The following is a 17,173-nucleotide window of genomic DNA, read 5'->3' as shown; positions in this document are numbered from 1 at the left end:
GCCGCCATCCGCGGCGGCAGCCGGGCCCGTGGGTGGGCTCAGCCCTGGAACTGCGGGCCCTGCGGCGGCGAGTCCAGCCGGCGCAACTGCGGCGGGCCGCCCTGACCCTGCGGCGGGGTGCCCTGGTACTGCTGCTGCGGCGGCATGCCCATGCCCTGTGCCGGGGTTCCGGGCGGCATCGGAGCGCCGTGCGAGGGCGTGTACGGCCCGGGGGGCTGCGGCACGCCGTGGGCCGGCGAGTACTGGCCCGGCGCGGGTAGCTGCGGGCCGCCCGGCGGCATGTGCATCACGCCCGGCGGGGTCTGGAAGGTCATCCCGTGGGCGGGCGTGCCGGGTCCCGGGAAGCCCTGCGGTGGGGTGCCGCCCATGGCGGGCGGCGGCGGGAGCGGCGCGCCGCCGGCGGGGGTGTGCGGGTAGCCGGGCGGCGGGCCGCCGATCGTGTGCGGTGCCGGCGGCGGCGGGATCATCGGGCCGTCGTGGCGCGGCGGAGGCGGCGGCACGGGCGCGCCGCCGTACGGGGTGTTGCCGGAGATCGGCAGCACGCCCTGCGGCTGCGCCGGTGGTGTCGGGGCGGGCGGCGCGGGCAGCGTGCCCTGGCCGTACTGCGGCAGGACGGCGGTGGGCGCCGGTTCCTGGTACGCGGGCGGTGCCGGCGGGCCGTCGCGGAGCATCGGGGGCGGCGGCGGGGCCGGCGCGGTCGGCGGGGACTGGTGCACCGGCGGCAACGGCATCGGGGCCGGCGCGGGTGCGGGTGCCGGGGCGCTCGGCTCGTCGTCGACGCTGATGCCGTAGTCGGTCGCCAGGCCCGCGAGACCGCTCGCGTAGCCCTGCCCGACCGCGCGGAACTTCCACTGGTCGGCCCGCCGGTAGATCTCGCCGAAGACGAACGCGGTCTCGGCGTCGGCTCCCGTGATCGGGAAGTTGAGCAGCTCGGCGCCGCCGTCGGCGTCGTACAGTCGAAGGACGAGGCCGGGCACCGAGCCGATCGTGCCGCCGTCCGCGGACGCGGCCACGATCACGTGTTGCACATCGTGGCCGAGCGCGGCGACGTCCACCCGGACGCCGTCGGTGCAGCGGTTCGGAGTGGTGTTCTTGCCCTCGTGGACGACCGTGCCGGACGGGTGCCGGGGCTGGTTGTAGAAGACGAAATCGGCGTCGTCGCGCACCTTGTTGTTCGCGCCGAGCAGCAGCGCCGAGGCGTCCATGTCCGGCACACCGGCTCCGGGCCGCCATTCGAGCACCACGCGCACGGACCGGGCCGGGAGGGCCGTATTCGCTCCCTTGGACATCACCTGGGTCATGCGCCCATCCTGCCGTCCCGAAGGAGCTGCGCTCAACGTGGGGCGGGCTCGTGACGATTGTGTGAACACATGGTCCTATAACCGGATCGTACGCCTTCGATTTTGCTTTTCGGTTACCGTAGGCAGCGCCTGCCGGCGGCTCACCGGCCGGGCGCGAATGCGCCTTTTTCGTACCACCGGGCGCGTACGGGTTTCCCGCCCCGACGCGCCTTTGCCACCACCACCGTCAGTCGAGGGGGATCAGATCACGATGCGGCATTTCGGCTACCTGGACGATGCGGTCCGCGATCATCTGTTCCACCGCCCGCCGGAGACCTTCGACCGGGACAGCGACGCCGCCGTCCTGGCCGCCGCCCTCGGCGCGACGCTGTACAGCCCCGCGACCCGCCGCACGCTCGCGGCGGACATCGTCAAGCAGGCCGCCCGCGGGGTGACCTCGATGGTGTTGTGCCTGGAGGACTCGATCGACGACCGCGAGGTGGTCGGCGCCGAGCAGAACCTGGTCGAGCAACTGGCCGAGTTCGCCCGCTCCGGGGTCGAGGGCCCGCTGCTGTTCATCCGGGTCCGCCACCCGGAGCAGATCACCGACCTGACCGAGCGGCTGGGCGACGCCCTGGACGTGCTGTCCGGATTCGTGCTGCCCAAGTTCGAGCCGGACAGCGGTACGCGCTACCTCAAGGCGCTGGACGAGGCGATCGCGCTCAGCGGACGCCGGCTGTACGCGATGCCGGTGCTGGAATCGCCCTCGATCGCCTACCTCGAACACCGGCGCGCGGTGCTCGCCGAACTCGCCGAGCTGGTCGCCGCGCACCGGGATCGCATCCTCGCGGTCCGGATAGGCGCCACCGACTTCCAGTCCGCGTACGCGCTGCGCCGCTCGCGCGACCTGACCGCGTACGACGTGCATCTGGTGGCCGGCCTGATCGGCGACATCGTCAACGTGTTCGGCCGCGCGGACGGCACCGGACACGTGATCAGCGGGCCGGTGTGGGAGTACTTCCCGCAGGGCGAGCGCCTGTTCAAGCCGCAGCTCCGGCGCACCCCGTTCGCCGAGGCCGAGGATCCGGACGAGGCGGTCGAGCTGCGTACCCGGCTGATCTCGGCCGACCTGGACGGGCTGATTCGCGAGCTGGAACTGGACAAGGCCAACGGTCTGCTCGGCAAGACCGCGATCCACCCCAGCCACGTGGCGGTGATCCACGCGATGTCGGTGGTCACGCACGAGGAGTACTGCGACGCGACCGACATCCTGGCCGAGAGCGCGGCCGGCGGCGGGGTGCTGCGCTCGGCGTACACCAACAAGATGAACGAGGTGAAGCCGCACCGGGCCTGGGCCCAGGCGATTCTGCGCCGGGCGCAGGCGTTCGGCGTCGCGGGCGAGGAGGTCACCTTCGTCGACCTGCTCGCGGCCGGCATGGAGTGCATCGGCACGGGGTGAGAGGGTCGTCGGGGCCGGATGCCCCGCGCGGTGGGATTCGATCGGGTAGCGAGGAAAGCGGGTTCGGGCGTTGAGTGAACATCGGATGGAAACCTGGTCGGGGAGTTGGGTCGCCGAGCGACTCGACGTGGCGCTCGCGGGGGAAGGGCTCGACACGCTGGTCGGGCTCGCGCTGCGCCGTAATCCGCGTCGGGCCCACCTGCTGGTGTCCACCGTGCTCGGCAAGCACATTCCGCAACTGCCCGCGGTGGTCCACGACGCGGGCCGCGCGCTGGGCGCACGGGTGGCGAGCGTGTTGACGGGCGAGCCGACGCCGGTGGTGCTCGGCTACGCGGAGACCGCGACCGGCCTCGGGCACTGTGTGGCCGAGGCGCTGCCGGGGGCGACCTACCTGCACTCCACCCGACGTCCGGTGGCCGGGGTCGCGCCGTTCGGCGCGTTCGAGGAGGAGCACTCGCACGCCACCTCGCATTTGATCCTGCCGCGTGATCCGCAACTGCTGGCCGGGACTGGGCCGTTGGTGCTGGTGGACGACGAACTCTCCACCGGGCGCACGGTCGCCAACACGATCCGGGCGCTGCACGCGGTGGCGCCGCGCGCGCACTACGTGATCGCGGCGCTGATCGACGTGCGCGGTCCCGCCGACCGGGCCGAGGCGGAGGTGTTCGCGGCCGAACTCGGCGCCCGGGTGGACGTGGTGACGCTGGCCGCCGGCACCGTCGAACTTCCCGAGGACGTGTTGGCGCGCGGCACCGCACTGGTGGCCGAGCACGACGGCGGCCGGGTGAGCGGCGGCGGGTCCGGCACGGTGCGCACGCTCGACCTGGACTGGCCCGCCGGGTTGCCCGACGGCGGCCGGCACGGATTCACCGGGGCCGATCAGGACGCGCTGGAGCGGGCGTTGCCCGCGCTGGGCGCCGCGTTGGCCGAGCAGGTGGTCGGCCGGCGGATCCTGGTGCTCGGCTTCGAGGAACTGATGTACACGCCGCTGCGGTTGGCCCGGGCGCTGGCCGAGCACGTGGCGGCGGACGTCGAGGTGCGCTACTCGACCACGACCCGCTCGCCGGTGCTCGCGGTCGACGATCCCGGCTACGCGATCCGTACCCGGTTGGAATTCCCGGCCCACGACGATCCGTCGGACGGTCCCGGCGCCCGCTACGCGTACAACGTGGCGGCCGGCATCGATCCCGCACGACGGTTCGACGAGGTGCTCATCGTCGTCGACTCGGTCGCCGACACCCCCGAACTGCACGCGCCCGGCGGGTTGCTCGCCGCGCTGTCCCGGGTCACCGACCACGTCGGTCTGCTCGTCGTCCCCTCCTTCACCCCCGAGGTGCGCAGCTCATGAACCACCAGCCGAGCCCACCCGGGCACGACACCGGCAAGCTGCCGGACCCGCTGTACGGGCCGGCGTTCTCCTCCTACGCCGCCGACGAGGTCGCCTGGCTGCTCAAGGACCTGTCCGCGGTGGAGCTGGAGGCACCGCTGGAGGAGCGCGAGGAGGCGATCCAGCACGCGGGCGCGCACTACGCCGAGTCGTTGCCGATCGAGTACCAGCCCTCGCCCGAGTATCAGGCGCTGTTCCACGCGGCATCGGACGCCTCGGCGGACCGGATCGCACACGCGGTCGGCGTGGTCACCGAGACCATCCTGGCCGAACGCGGCCGGGACGCGGTGTTGGTCTCGCTGGCCCGCGCGGGCACCCCGGTGGGCGTGCTGATGCGCCGCTGGGCCCAGCGGGCGCACGGCCTCACCCTGCCGCACTTCGCCGTGTCGATCGTGCGCGGACGCGGCATCGACAGCACCGCGTTGCGTTGGCTGGGACGCGAATTCGATCCGTCGCGGATCGTCTTCGTGGACGGCTGGACCGGCAAGGGCGCGATCACCCGGGAGTTGTCCGACGCGCTGGAGCTGACCGCCGAGACCACCGGCATGCGCTTCGACCCGGAACTGGCCGTGCTCGCCGACCCGGGCTCGTGCGTGCGCACCTACGGCACCCGCGACGACTTCCTGATCCCGTCCGCGTGTTTGAACTCGACGGTGTCCGGGCTGGTTTCGCGCACCGTGCTGCGGGACGACCTGATCGGTCCGGACGAGTTCCACGGCGCGAAGTTCTACGCCGAGTTGGCCGACGCGGACGTCTCCGGTCTGTTCCTGGACACCGTCGCCGAGCGCTTCGCCGCGGTGGCCGAGGACGTCGCGCGCGATCAACCGGTACTGGCCGCGAGCGACCGGGCGCCGACCTGGGAGGGCTGGCGGGCCGTCGAGCGGATCGGCGTCGAGTACGAGATCGAGAACATCAACCTGATCAAGCCCGGCGTCGGCGAGACCACCCGGGTGCTGCTGCGCCGGGTCCCGTGGCAGATCCTGGCCCGCAAGGGCGTCGGCGCGGAGCTGGACCACGTGCGAATGCTCGCCGCACAGCGCGGGGTTCCGGTGGTCGAGGTGGACGACCTGCCGTATTCGTGCGTCGGACTGGTCAAGCCCGGCTTCCGCCGGGAAGGGAGCCCAGCGTGAGTGTCGTGGTGGCCAGCGACCTGGACCGCACCCTCGTCTACTCCCGGGCCGCCGCCCGGCTGGGGTTGGCGGCGACCGACCCCACGCCCGAGTTGGTGTGCGTGGAGGAGTACGAAGGCGCGCCGATGTCGTTCGTCACGCGGGAGGCCGTCGCGCTGCTCGTCGAACTGGCCGAGCGGACCACCTTCGTGCCCACCACCACCCGCACCCGCGAGCAGTACGGCCGGATCGTACTGCCGGGTCGGGCACCGGAGTTCGCGATCTGTGCGAACGGCGGTCACCTGCTCGTGCACGGCGAGAGCGACCCGGACTGGCACGCGGGGGTGCGCAAGACCTTGGCCGCGAACGCCGCTCCGCTGCCGGAGGTGGTCGCCCACCTGGAACGGGTGGCGCTGCCCGAGTGGACCCACAAACTCCGGGTGGCCGAGGACCTGTTCACCTACCTGGTGGTGGAACGGGCGGAGCTGCCGCCGGAGTTCGTGCCGGAGACGACCGAGTGGGCGGCCGAGCGCGGCTACGGCGTCTCGCTCCAGGGCCGCAAGCTCTACCTGGTCCCGGAGGCGTTGACCAAGGGCGACGCGGTGCGCGAGGTGGCTCGGCGGGCGGACGCGGACGTGGTGTTCGCGGCGGGCGACTCGCTGCTGGACATCGAGCTGCTGCGCGCGGCGGACGCCGGGGTGCGGCCGGGACACGGCGAACTGGCCGAGACGAACTGGTCGGCGCCGCACGTCGAGGCGTTGACCGCACAGGGTGTGACGGCGGGCGAGCGGATCGCGGCCTGGTTGCTCGAGCGGAGCCGCCTGCCGGTCGAATGATCGGGCGCGGCCCGGGCGGCGCCTCGGGTGTTGCGGGCCCCTCGGGTGTTCCGGGGCCCGCCGGGGCGACTCAGACGCAGGCGCCGCGGACGGTCAGCAGTTCGGCCCGGGCGTGCAACTGCCGGCCACACTCCATGTCGAAGGTGAGCTCGAAGCCGTCGCGCGCGGCCCGCACCCGGGTCAGCGCCACCTCGGTGAAGCGGTCGAGCGCGCCGCACAGCTCGTGCATGACCAGCCCGGTCGAGGACAGCCCGAGCACCGTGCCGTCGCCCAGGGTCACCAGGTCGCAGCCGCGATTGCCGGTCGCCGCCTGCGCGTCGGTCACCCGCAGCGGGCCTCGGCCGAGCGAGTGCAGCCAGGTGACCGCCTGGCGATGCAGCACCGCACGCTCCTCCTCGTACGCGAGGACCATCATGCGATGCATGTCGGTCATGTCGTTCGTGTGCAACGGCAGCACGGCGGCGGTGCGCGGGGCCCGGCGCAGCGCGCGCAGGCTCGGCAACGCGAGCACGAGGAGGAACACGAACAGCAGCATCAAGAGCACGGGCATGTGCGACTTCCCGGTGTCGGCAAGTGGTCGACGGCGCGGCACACGGGGTTTCGGACCCGTGAATAGGGACCTGAGTCCCGAAGTCGACCGGTCCGACGACTTTAAACCTTAAATTTCGGGAAGGTGGCTGAAGGTGCCGATTCTTTACCCGACTGGTCGAACATGGCGACGATTTCACTACGCTGAGTCGCGCGAAGTGCGTGCAAAGCGCAGAATGTCGCCTTTCTGCTTCCGTGTGCTGACGCGCCGTGATGTCGGTGCGGTCCGGAGTCTCGGTTCGGTCCGGGGCCTCAGTGGGGGCCGGGGCCGGCCCGGTCCTCGCGGATGACCTGCACCGTGGCCGCCACCTCGGCCCGGATGGCCCGGGTCTCGCTGAGGAAGTGCCACCAGTTCGGGCGCGGATTCTCCGGTTCGGCGGCGATCGCCTCCAGGCGGAAGACCAACGCGTCCAGCCGGCGGGCGTAGCGCTCCTCGGCGTTGGCCCGGCCGCCGAGCGCGAGCCGCTGGGCGTCGCGCAGCGCGAATCGGGTGCGCTCCAGCTCGGCCTCGGGATCGCGGGCGACCTCCTCCAGCGCGGCCAGGCGGTCGTTGACCGAGGCCATCGCCTCGTCGGCGTCCTTGAGGGTGGCCCGCGCGGTGGCCAGTTTGCTGACCGCGTCGGCGTATTCGCCGCGTCCGGCCGCGGCGCCGGCCTCCTCCAGGCGGGCGTGCGCCACGCCCAGCGACTGGCGGGCCTTGGCCGGGACCTGTTCCAGGTCGGTCCAGCAGGACTGGACGTAGTCGCGACGCAGGCGGTGCAGGGCGGGCTCGACGCCGGTCAGGCGGGACTCCAGGGCCTGGGCTCGGGTGCGCAGCGAGGACAGCCGATTGGTGACCTCCTCGCGCTGTCGGGGCAGCCGCTCGGCCTCGGCGCGCAATTCGCCGGCCGAGTTCTCGATCCGGCGTGCCACCTCCAGCGTGCCCGGAATGCCCAGCGCGGCCGGGCCGCGGTCCAACTCGGTCAGGTCGCCGCGGATCGCGGCCAGCCGGGCGGTGAGTCCGCTCGTGCCCAGACCGGCCCGCTCGGTCTCGGCGAGCGCCTCGGCGGCCTGCGCGGCGGCCCGGCGGGCCCGATCCACGGCCGGCGGCAACTGCCCGAGGGCGTGCTCGGCGTCGGCGAGCAGCGGGCCGAGCGAGGTGCCGAACCGGTCCAGATCCCGGCGGACCGCGTCGAGCTTGCCCGCGGTCTCGGTCAACTCCCGACGGGCCGCCTCGTATTCGTCGGTCTCCAGGTCCGCGTCCAGCGGATGCCGGTCCATCAGCGCGATGTAGGCCGCGCTCGCCTCGTCGATGCGCAGGCTGACCGCGGCGAAGCTGCGCAGCGCGTCCTCGGTGCCGCGCGCGCCGCGCACCGCGCGCACCGTCTCCAGCGAAAGCATCATGTCCCGCTGCGCGGTGTCGAGCTGAAGGAACGCCTCGCCCGCCGCTTCGCGCGCGGCCAGCGCCGCCGAGCGGGCGGCGTCCTTGCGCCGACGCCACGGTCGCGTCTCGCCGCCGGCGAACGCGGCCGGGAGCAGGGCCAGGATCAGCGGCGCGAGCGTGATCGACAGCGGAAGGCCGACCCCGAGGGACCGTCGTGCGGATCCGACCACCACGCCTGCTCCCATCACCGTGCGGACCGTGCCCACTCCATCCTGCCCATCCTTCCAGGTGCAGTCCGATGGAGGTCCACCAACTGTGCGCACGGGGCGTGTCCGACCGGGCGGATGGGCTGCGCTAGGTTCGCCTATTGCAATCTCTTTGCAAGTGCGAATCATGTGTAATCACATGGCACTGCGCACAACCATCACGAACGACCGAGGACGAATCGTGCATTACCCACCCTTTTCCGGCCGTCGACGCGGTGTACTCGCCGCCACCCTGGTCGGCGCGACGCTCGCCGCGGCGGGTTGCGCGGGCTCGGCGCCCTCGGCCGGTGGGGCGAAGGGTGCGCACACGATCGTGATCGGGGTCGGCCAGGAACCCGATTCGCTCAGTCCGATCCTGGGCTACAGCAAGGACGGCGCCGCCAAACTCTTCGACGGGCTGCTCGCGCACGACGCGGATCTGGGTCTGGTGCCGGCGCTCGCCCGCGCCTTGCCGGAGGTCTCCGCCGACGGCCTGACCTACACCTACCGGCTGCGCGATCGGCTGAGCTTCTCCGACGGACGCCCGCTGACCTCGGCGGATGTGGCCTTCACGTACCGCACCATCCTGGACCCGACGGTGCCCACCACCGTGCGCAGCGACCTGGCGGCGCTTGATCGGGTGGCGGCGCCGGATCCGGGCACCGTGGTGTTCACCCTGAAATACCCGTACGCGCCCTTTCCGCAGCGCACCACGCTCGGCATCGTGCCGGAGCACGTGCTGGGCACCCTGACGGGTCCGGCGCTGACCACCGCCGAGTTCAACCGGAAGCCGATCGGCTCCGGGCCGTACACGGTGGACACCTGGCGGGCGGGCGAGAAGCTCGTGCTCAAGGCCAATCCGAATTACTGGGGCGGCGAGCCCGCGATCAAGCAGGTCACCTTCGCGTTCATCCTCGACGACAACACCCGGGCCACCCGGCTGGCGGCGGGCGACCTGGACGCGGCGGCACTGCCGCCCAAGCTCGCCGAGCGCTTCGCCAAGGACCGCACGCGCAGCACGCTCAAGGTGGACACCGCCGACTACCGGGGCGTGATGTTGCCCAGCGGCAACCCGGTGACCGGCGATCTCGCGGTGCGCAAGGCGCTCGACCTCGCGGTGGACCGCGGCGCGATGGTGCGCGGCATCCTGAACGGGGACGGTGCGCCGGCGTTCGGTCCGGTGGCGCCGTCGAGTCCGCTGTACGCCCGCGAACTCGAACACGCGGTGGACGCGCCGGCCGCCGAACGGCTGCTCGACGAGGCCGGGTGGCGCAAGGGCGACGGCGGCATCCGGGTCAAGGACGGCCGGGCCGCCCGATTCACGCTGCTGTATCCGGCCGGTGACGCGCTGCGCAAGGACCTCGCGCTGGCCTACGTGTCGGACGCCAAGAGGATCGGCATCGACATCTCGGTGGAGGGCCTGACCTGGGACGCGATCGAGCCGCGGATGCGGGCCGACGCGCTGCTGATGGGTCAGGGCGCGCCGTACGACCCGGACTTCGTCTCCTACGAGACGTTCCACTCCTCGCTCGCGGGCCAGGCGTTCAACAACCCGGGGCACTATCGCAACGCGAGCGTGGACGCGCTGTTGACCGAGGGACGCACCACCCGGGATCCGGCCCGGCGGGCGCAGGTCTACGGCGATCTCCAGCGCGCGTTGGCGGCGGATCCGGCCTGGACCTTCCTGACCTACCTCAAGCACGTCTACGTGGTCGACAACGACTGGACCGGCGTCGGCGCTCAGGTCGAGCCGCACCCGCACGACCTGGTCGGGCCGTGGTGGAACATCGAGAAGTGGGTGCCCCGGGCGGCGTCCGCGACCACGTCGTGAACCTGCGACTGCGCGGTCTGTCCGTCCTGGTGGCGCGCCGGCTGGCGGCGGCGCCGGTGGTGTTGCTCGCGGTCACCTTCCTGGTCTTCGCGTTGGGCGCGGCGTCGCCGTTCGATCCGGTGCGGCAGTACGCGGGGGACGCGGCCTTCACCGCCTCCGCCCGGAACCTGGAGCAGATCCGGGCCGGGCTGGGCGCGGACCGGCCGTTCGTGGCGCAGTGGTGGTCCTGGCTGGGTGACGCGCTCACCGGCGACCTGGGAGCGTCCCGGTCGTTGCGGATGCCGGTGGGTCAAGTGATCGGCGAACGGCTGGGCTGGACCGTGCTGTTGGTATCGGTGGCGTTCGTGCTCACGCTGGTGGGCGGGATGGCGCTGGGGATCCTGGCGGCTCGCCGCCGGGGAGGGGTGCTCGATCGGTGCGTGACCGGCGCGATGTACACGCTGGAGGCCGCGCCGGTGTTCTGGCTCGCCTTGGGCGCGGTGTGGTTGTTCGCGCTGCGGCTGGACCTGTTGCCGGCCGGCGGTCTGACCGACACCTCCGCCTCGGTGGTGACGGCGGATCAGGTCGGTGCACATCTGGTGTTGCCGGCCGCGGTGCTGGCGGTGTCCCAACTGCCTTGGTTCGTGCTGTACATCCGCCAGTCGCTGATCGCGGCGCTCGCCGAGGAGCACGTACTCGGCGCGCGGGCACGTGGGTTGCGGGAGCGAACCGTGCTGCTGCGACACGCGCTGCGCTCGGCGCTGTTGCCGTTCCTGACCCTGCTCGGGTCGCGGGTGCCGGAGTTGATCACCGGCGCCCTGCTGGTGGAGACCGTGTTCTCCTGGCCGGGCGTGGCGTCGGCGACCGTGCAGGCGGCGCTCGCGCTGGACTTCCCGCTGCTGACCGCCCTGACGGTGTTGGCCACGGCGGCGGTGCTGATCGGGAATCTGGCCGCGGACGTGTTGTACGGGCTGGCCGATCCGAGGGTGGCCCTCGATGGCTGACCCGATCCTCGCGCCGGTCGGGCCGGCGCGGCGCAGGCTGGTCTCGGCGGCGGGCGCGGCGCGGTTGCGGTGGTGGGCGTCGGTGTCGGTGGCGGCCGTGATCGTGCTCGCGGTGGTGTTCGTGCCGCTCTTCGCCGAGTTGGATCAGCGCATCGTGCACCTCGACGATCGGCTGCTCGGGCCGTCCCCGGCCCATCCGTTGGGTACGGACGAGCTGGGCCGGGACACGCTGTTGCGCTGCGTGTACGGGATGCGGGTGTCGCTCCTGGTCGGGGTGGTGGCCGCGGTCGTGTCGACGGTGATCGGGACGGTGGTCGGGGCGACCGCCGGCGCCCTGGGCGGGTGGACCGACCGGGTGTTGGCGCGGCTGGTGGACGTACTGGCTTCGGTGCCCCACCTGTTGCTCGGGATCATCCTGGTCGCGCTGTTCCGACCCGGGCCGGGTGCGGTGATCGTGTCGGTGGGGCTGACCCACTGGTTGTCCACGGCGCGCATCGTGCGGGCCGAGGTGATGTCGTTGCGGACCCGGCCGTTCGTGGACGCGGCGATCGCCGGCGGGGCCTCCCGGCGGCGGGTGACGATGCGTCACTTCGTGCCGAACGTGGCCCCGCAGGCGGCGCTCGCCGCGGTGCTCGCGGTGCCGCACGCGATCTGGCACGAGTCGGCGCTGTCCTTCCTGGGGCTGGGCATGCCGCCGCATCTGGCCAGTCTGGGCACGATGATCGAGGACGGCCGGCAGGCGCTGCTCACCGGTCACTGGTGGCCGGCGTTCGCGCCCGGCCTGTTCATCGTGGTGCCGACGCTGGCGATCGCCGGGCTGGCCGGGGCGTGGCGGGAGCGGATCGATCCGCGTGGGCCGGGGGAGCTGCGGCTGTGACGGCGATGGCGTCGATGGACGTCGGATCCCTGCTGGTGGATCGGCTGACGGTGCGGTTTCGGCTGCCGACGGCCGAGGTGTGCGCGGTCGAGCAGGTCTCCTTCGGGCTGGTGGCCGGCGAATGTCTGGCCCTGGTGGGCGAGAGCGGCTGCGGCAAGTCGGTGCTGGCGGCGGCGCTGCTCGGCCTGCTGCCGGCGAACGCGCTGGTCGGCGGGCGGGCGGTGCTGGGCGGGGGCGGTGACGAGGCGGTGCAGTTGATCGGTGCGCCGGAGCGGACGCTCGCCCGCACGGTGCGCGGCCGGCGGATCGGGCTGGTGCCGCAGAGTCCGGCCGCCCGGTTGACCCCGGTGCGCACGGTGCGTTCCCAACTGGAGGAGACGGTCCGGGAGTTGTTGTGCCCGGAACGGGCCCTCGTCGGCCGGATCGCGGAACGGGTGGCCGCGCGGGCCGCGTACCCGGTCGACCACCTGGATCGGTACCCGCACCAGTTGTCCGGCGGATTGGCCCAGCGGGCGGCCGTCGCGCTGGCCCTGGTCGGGGATCCGTGGCTGATCATCGCGGACGAGCCGACCACCGGCCTGGATCGGGCGCTGGTCGAGCGCACCGCGGACGAGCTGCGCCGACTCGCGGACGCGGGGCACGCGGTGCTGCTGGTCACCCATGACCTGGTCGCGGCGGAGCGGATCGCGGATCGGGTGGCGGTGATGTACGCGGGCCGGATCGTGGAGGAGACCTCGGCCGAGGTGTTCTTCGGCGCGGCCGGGCCCCGGCATCCGTACGCGCGCGGCCTGCTCGCGGCGCTGCCCGAGCGGGAGTTCGTGCCGATCCCCGGGATGCCGCCGGAGCTGAGCGCGTTGCCCGCCGGGTGTGCGTTCGCGGCGCGCTGCGAGTTCGCCACGAAGGCGTGTGTGCGGGTGCCGGACTTCGTGGCCGGTCTCGCCTGCCACCATCCCCGGGGAGACGATCGTGGTTGAACTCGGCCTGCGGGCTCATGGTGTGGTCGCCGGCTACGATCGGCGCGCGCCGATCGTGCGGGACGCGTCGTTGCTGATCGCGCCCGGTGAGGCGGTGGGCATGTCGGGGCCCAGCGGTTGCGGCAAGTCCACCCTGGCGCGGGTGCTCGCGCTGTTGCAGGTGCCGTACGGCGGACGGGTGTCGTTGGACGGCGAGTTCGTCACGCGGTGGCGGTTCGCCGCGCCGCGCGCGATGCGGACCCGGGTGGGGGTGTTGTTTCAGCAGCCCAGGGTGTCGGTGGATCCCCGAATGCGGCTGCACGAGGTGATCGCCGAGCCGCTGCGGGCCGGTGGGCGATCGGTCGAGGTGGCCGATCGGGTGCCCGAACTGGCCGCGGAAGTCGGGTTGACCGACGAACTGTTGGCCCGCCGGCCGCATCAGGTCAGCGACGGGCAACTACAACGCGCGTGTCTGGCTCGGGCGTTGGTGTTGCGGCCGCGGTACCTGGTGTGCGACGAGATGACTTCGATGCTGGACGCCTCGACGACGGCCGCGCTGGTGGGGGTGGTGGAGCGCTACCGCGCGTCGACGGGGGCGGGGTTGTTGGCGGTGAGCCATGATCCGCCGTTGTTGCGGCGCTGGTGTGATCGGGTGGTCGAGTACCCCGGATGAGCCCGCCGCGGGCGGCCCGGGCCCGACGGTGCGGGGCGCGCCGTGGCCGGGCCCGGCGGCGCGGGGTGTCGCGTCCGGCCGCCGGGCGGGCGGTGTTCGGTCAGAACTTCACGTCGGAGCACGAGTAGAACGCGTTGTCGGTGTCCGCGACGTCCCAGACGGCGAAGATCAGCGCCTGGCCGGTGCGGCCGGCCGGGAGAGTGCCGGTGTGCACCGTGTGCGCGGCGGGCAGGGCACCGCCGTACGGGACGGTCAGGAACGGCGTGCTCTCGATCTGCGCGCGGCTGATCGGCTGGGTGGGATTCCAGCTCGGCTTGGTGATGTAGTAGCGGAACGTGCTGGTGGAGTGCCGGGCCTCGATCTCCCAGGTGAAGCTGAACGAGGCGCCCGAGGTGAGTGCGGTGGTCGGCCAGGCGCCGCCCCGCGGGTCGTCGAGCGGGGCCCACCGGCCGTCCGCGCCGGCACACAGCTTCCCGTCGGCGGGGCCGCCGGCCGGGTAGCCCTTGGGGCCTTCGACGCTCTGCGGCTCCCACTGGATCTGGCCGCACCTCTTGACCTTGCCCTCACCGCACAGCGCGGAGCGGCTCTTCGGGCTGGAGATGAACCCGTGGGCCGAGGCGGAGGACGGCACGATCATGAAGGGCAGGGCGACCGCCGCCGCGCTCAGTGCGGACAGGATGATCCTCTTGCGCATGGAACTTCTCCTCGTGAACGAAGTCGTGCCGGGACTGGCCGACCCGTTCGGGCACGGACTCGAACCGGCTCGTCCGGATGCCGCGGGCGGCACGGTCGAGCCGATGGGACATCGAATCCGCATCCGAACGTGGAGCCACACGGTCCGGGTGCGGACCGTGTCGATGCGACCTGCGCGCGTCGCGTGCCTTCGTTTACCGGGGGGCGCTCTGCCACGTTAGGAGGGCTGTTCGGGGGCGAGCAATGGTCTGGACCAGTGCTGTCACAAATTGGCGAACGCGGTTCGGGGCCGCAGGGCGGACCCGAACCGGGCGGTCCCCGAACGCGGCTCGGGGGCCGCCCGACGCGGGTCCGCCCGGCTCGCTCTTGCTCAGCCGAGCGGATCCGGGATCGGTACGGCCACGCCGGAGACCCGCACCCTCGGGTCGTCGGCCCGCAGGTCGACGGTCAGCAGGCCGGGGCGGCCCAGGTCGTCGCCCTGATGCAGGGTGAGCGTGGCGGGCGGGCGGACCAGGTCCAGGGCCCGCAGGTAGTGGCCGAGGGCGGCGGCCGCCGCGCCGGTGGCCGGGTCCTCGACGACGCCGCCGATCGGGAACGGGTCGCGGACGTGGAAGGTGGTCGCGGACTCGCGCCACACCAGTTGCAGGGTGGTCAGGTCGCGGGCGCGCATGAACTCGGCCAGACCGTCGAAGTCGTAGCGCAACTCGGCCAGCCGGGCCCGGGTGCCGGCGGCCAGGATCAGATGGTGGGCACCGGCGTAGGCGTAGCCCGGCGGGATGGCCGGGTCGAGGTCGGCGGCGGCCCAGCCGAGCAGGGCCAGCGCCCGGGTGACGTCGGCGGCCGGGGCGGCCCGGTGATGCGGCTCGACGCTGGTCAGCGTGGCGCGCAGCACGCCGTCGGCGGCGGCGATCACGTCGACCGGGACCAGGCCGGCCCGGGTGGCGAAGACGAGTTCGCCGGGGCCGATCCGCTCGGCGACCGCGACCGCCGCCGCGACGGTGGCGTGGCCGCAGAAGGAGACCTCGGCCAGGGGGCTGAAGTAGCGCACGTCGAAGGTGCGGGCCGCTGCGGGGTCGTCGCCGACGGTGGGTCGGGTGAGGAACGCGGTTTCGGAGTAGCCCAGTTCGGCGGCGATCGCGAGCATCGCCGGATCGCCGAGGCCGTCGGCGGCCAGGACGACGCCGGCGGGGTTGCCGCCGGCGGGGTCGGTGGAGAAGGCGGTGTAGCGCAGGGGCTTTCCGGCCTCCGGGGCGCCCGGGTGGAGCGGTGTCGCGGAATCCGGCGTGTTCGGGCCGAGCGGTGTCGTCATGTCGGGGCGCAACGCGTTTCGGCGGGGTGGGATTCCTGGGTGGGGTGGGGCTCGTGGTTGTGGCTTTCCTGGTGGGTGCTTCGGGGGCCTCGGGATGTGCGGGACGTGCGGGCCTGGTGGGTGGTGCGGGTCTGTCGGGCGGTGCGGGACTCGTGGGCGGTGCGGGACCTCCGGGCGGGCCGGATCAGAGGCCCGCCGCCAGGTGCCAGAAGTCGCGCATCAGGGTGGGCGGGGTGGGGCCGGACATCTCGAACTGGGTGAGCAGGATGGTGGCGGTGCCGGTGGACGGGACGATGTGCGCCGCCGTGCCGGTGCCGCCCACCCAGCCGTAGCGGCCGGGGACGTTCCAGGGATCGACGGCCGCGACGTCGACCGAGCCACCGAAGCCCCAGCCCTGGCCCTCCAGGAAGAGGTGGGCCGCGTCCCGCTGGGGTGCGGTCAGGTGGTCGGTGGTCATCCGGCGCACCGACGCGGGGGTCAACACCTGCCGGCCGTCGACGGTGCCCTCGCCGAGCAGCAGTCGGGCGAAGGCGTGGCAGTCGTCGACGGTGGACACCAGGCCGCCGGCACCGGAGGGGAACGCGGGCGGGCTGCTCCACTGGCCGGCGGGCGGGTCGACCAGATCGAGGCCGCCGGTCGAGGTGCCGCGGTAGCAGTACGCGAACCGGTCGAGCCGGCCGCGCGGAACGGCGAAACCGGTGTCCACCATGCCGAGCGGCTCGAACAGCCGATCGGCCAGGAAGTCGGGCAACGAGCGGCCGCTGACCCGGGCGATCAGCACACCGAGGATGTCCGAGCAGGTGTTGTACAGCCACGCCTCGCCCGGCTGGTACAGGAGCGGGATCCGGGCCAGCCGGGCCAGCCATTTGTCGGGGGCCGGGACCAGTTGCGGCTGCGGGGGTCCCTGGGTCAGCTCGGTGAACAGCGGGCCCACCGCCGGCAGTGAGAAGTCGGACGGGAAGCCGTACCCGGCGCGGAAGGTGAGCAGGTCGAACACGGTGATCGGTCGGGTGACCGGGACCACGTCCTCGATCGGGCCGGTCGGCGAACGCACCGCGTACGGTGCGGCCAACTCGGGCAGCCACCGGCCGACGGGATCGCCGAGCGCGAAGCGGCCGTCCTCGACCAGCAGCATCACCGCGGCGGCGATGATGGGCTTGGTGAGCGACGCGATGCGAAAGATGGTGTCCCGGGTCATCGGGGTGGTGCCGGCGGCGTCGAGTGAGCCGACCGCCTGGACCGCGACCCGGTTGTGGCGTGCCACCAGGGCCACTGCTCCCGGCAGGGGTCCGGAGTCGACGTGGGACTTCAGGAGCTCGTGCAGGCTGGTTGCCGGGTCGGTCATCGGGCCACCTTCTCGTGCGTACGTACGTGGGTGCGGGCGATGCTTCGGGGTTGAGCGAGGGTTTCGGAGCGGGGCTTCGGGCTTCGGGGCTTCGAGGGGGCTTCGGGGGCTTCTGGGAGCGCGGGTGCCGGGGCGGGAGTGGGTGAGGGCTCGGAAGGGGGACTCCCCACGTGCCGCGCGATCATCGGTCCGGAGCCGCCGGCGCGGTTTCCTCGTGCGAACGCCAGAATATGAGCCCTACT

The 17,173-nt window shown here is 72.8% G+C and carries 13 protein-coding genes and 1 pseudogene; 8 read left to right on the top strand and 6 right to left on the bottom strand.

Going from position 1 to position 17,173, the window contains the following annotated elements; all coding sequences use genetic code 11:
* Nucleotides 1-38 precede the first annotated feature (38 nt).
* On the bottom strand, nt 39-1,301 hold the full coding sequence (locus ABZ374_RS14120; RefSeq protein ID WP_360310537.1) for a TerD family protein: 1,263 nt from the start codon (nt 1,299-1,301) through the stop codon (nt 39-41).
* Nucleotides 1,302-1,551: 250 nt separating this feature from the next.
* Between ABZ374_RS14120 and ABZ374_RS14115 the strand changes: the two genes are divergently transcribed.
* The 3 genes and pseudogenes from ABZ374_RS14115 to ABZ374_RS14105 all read left to right on the top strand — a co-directional run bounded on the left by ABZ374_RS14115 (nt 1,552) and on the right by ABZ374_RS14105 (nt 6,071).
* Entirely contained in the window at nt 1,552-2,739 is a 1,188-nt protein-coding gene (locus tag ABZ374_RS14115; RefSeq protein WP_360310535.1) for an HpcH/HpaI aldolase/citrate lyase family protein, read from the top strand.
* An 85-nt stretch (nt 2,740-2,824) separates the two neighbouring features.
* Nucleotides 2,825-5,256, top strand: a pseudogene (locus ABZ374_RS14110) (phosphoribosyltransferase).
* Nucleotides 5,253-6,071 carry an HAD family hydrolase gene (locus ABZ374_RS14105; protein ID WP_360310533.1) on the top strand — a complete coding sequence of 273 codons (819 nt, stop codon included), beginning with the start codon at nt 5,253-5,255 and terminating at the stop codon, nt 6,069-6,071. Before ABZ374_RS14110 ends, ABZ374_RS14105 begins: the two are co-directional and overlap by 4 nt.
* A gap of 70 nt (nt 6,072-6,141) precedes the next feature.
* On the opposite strand, the gene ABZ374_RS14100 is transcribed toward ABZ374_RS14105, so the two are convergent.
* A complete protein-coding gene (locus ABZ374_RS14100) occupies nt 6,142-6,621 on the bottom strand; it encodes a hypothetical protein (RefSeq protein WP_360310531.1) in 480 nt (159 codons plus the stop codon).
* A gap of 290 nt (nt 6,622-6,911) precedes the next feature.
* On the bottom strand, nt 6,912-8,288 hold the full coding sequence (locus ABZ374_RS14095) for a hypothetical protein (RefSeq protein ID WP_360310529.1): 1,377 nt from the start codon (nt 8,286-8,288) through the stop codon (nt 6,912-6,914).
* Nucleotides 8,289-8,469: 181 nt separating this feature from the next.
* Here ABZ374_RS14095 and ABZ374_RS14090 point away from each other — a divergent pair, with 181 nt between their 5' ends.
* From ABZ374_RS14090 to ABZ374_RS14070, 5 genes are read left to right on the top strand one after another with little or no spacing between them, the layout of a single operon-like run.
* On the top strand, nt 8,470-10,098 hold the full coding sequence (locus tag ABZ374_RS14090; protein WP_360310527.1) for an ABC transporter substrate-binding protein: 1,629 nt from the start codon (nt 8,470-8,472) through the stop codon (nt 10,096-10,098).
* 17 nt (nt 10,099-10,115) lie between these two features.
* On the top strand, nt 10,116-11,081 hold the full coding sequence (locus ABZ374_RS14085) for an ABC transporter permease (RefSeq protein ID WP_360310751.1): 966 nt from the start codon (nt 10,116-10,118) through the stop codon (nt 11,079-11,081).
* A complete protein-coding gene (locus tag ABZ374_RS14080) occupies nt 11,074-11,958 on the top strand; it encodes an ABC transporter permease (RefSeq protein ID WP_360310525.1) in 885 nt (294 codons plus the stop codon). Before ABZ374_RS14085 ends, ABZ374_RS14080 begins: the two co-directional genes overlap by 8 nt.
* Nucleotides 11,959-11,972: 14 nt before the next feature.
* Nucleotides 11,973-12,932, top strand: coding sequence for an ABC transporter ATP-binding protein (locus tag ABZ374_RS14075; RefSeq protein ID WP_360310523.1), 960 nt, complete (start codon nt 11,973-11,975; stop codon nt 12,930-12,932).
* Nucleotides 12,925-13,584, top strand: a complete 660-nt coding sequence (locus ABZ374_RS14070) for an ATP-binding cassette domain-containing protein (RefSeq protein ID WP_360310521.1) — start codon at nt 12,925-12,927, stop codon at nt 13,582-13,584. Before ABZ374_RS14075 ends, ABZ374_RS14070 begins: the two co-directional genes overlap by 8 nt.
* 100 nt (nt 13,585-13,684) lie before the next feature.
* Here ABZ374_RS14070 and ABZ374_RS14065 read toward each other — a convergent pair whose 3' ends face one another.
* The 3 genes from ABZ374_RS14065 to ABZ374_RS14055 all read right to left on the bottom strand — a co-directional run bounded on the left by ABZ374_RS14065 (nt 13,685) and on the right by ABZ374_RS14055 (nt 16,931).
* Nucleotides 13,685-14,278, bottom strand: coding sequence for a lytic polysaccharide monooxygenase (locus tag ABZ374_RS14065; RefSeq protein ID WP_360310519.1), 594 nt, complete (start codon nt 14,276-14,278; stop codon nt 13,685-13,687).
* 369 nt (nt 14,279-14,647) lie between these two features.
* On the bottom strand, nt 14,648-15,586 hold the full coding sequence (locus ABZ374_RS14060; protein ID WP_360310517.1) for a PhzF family phenazine biosynthesis isomerase: 939 nt from the start codon (nt 15,584-15,586) through the stop codon (nt 14,648-14,650).
* Nucleotides 15,587-15,770: 184 nt separating this feature from the next.
* Nucleotides 15,771-16,931 (bottom strand): serine hydrolase domain-containing protein, encoded by a 1,161-nt coding sequence (locus ABZ374_RS14055; protein ID WP_360310515.1) that lies wholly within the window; start codon nt 16,929-16,931, stop codon nt 15,771-15,773.
* Nucleotides 16,932-17,173: the final 242 nt, after the last annotated feature.

Origin of the sequence: Embleya sp. NPDC005971 (assembly GCF_040629175.1) — a bacterium.
Taxonomy (GTDB): Bacteria; Actinomycetota; Actinomycetes; order Streptomycetales; family Streptomycetaceae; genus Embleya.
This window is presented reverse-complemented; position numbering and strand designations above follow the sequence as displayed.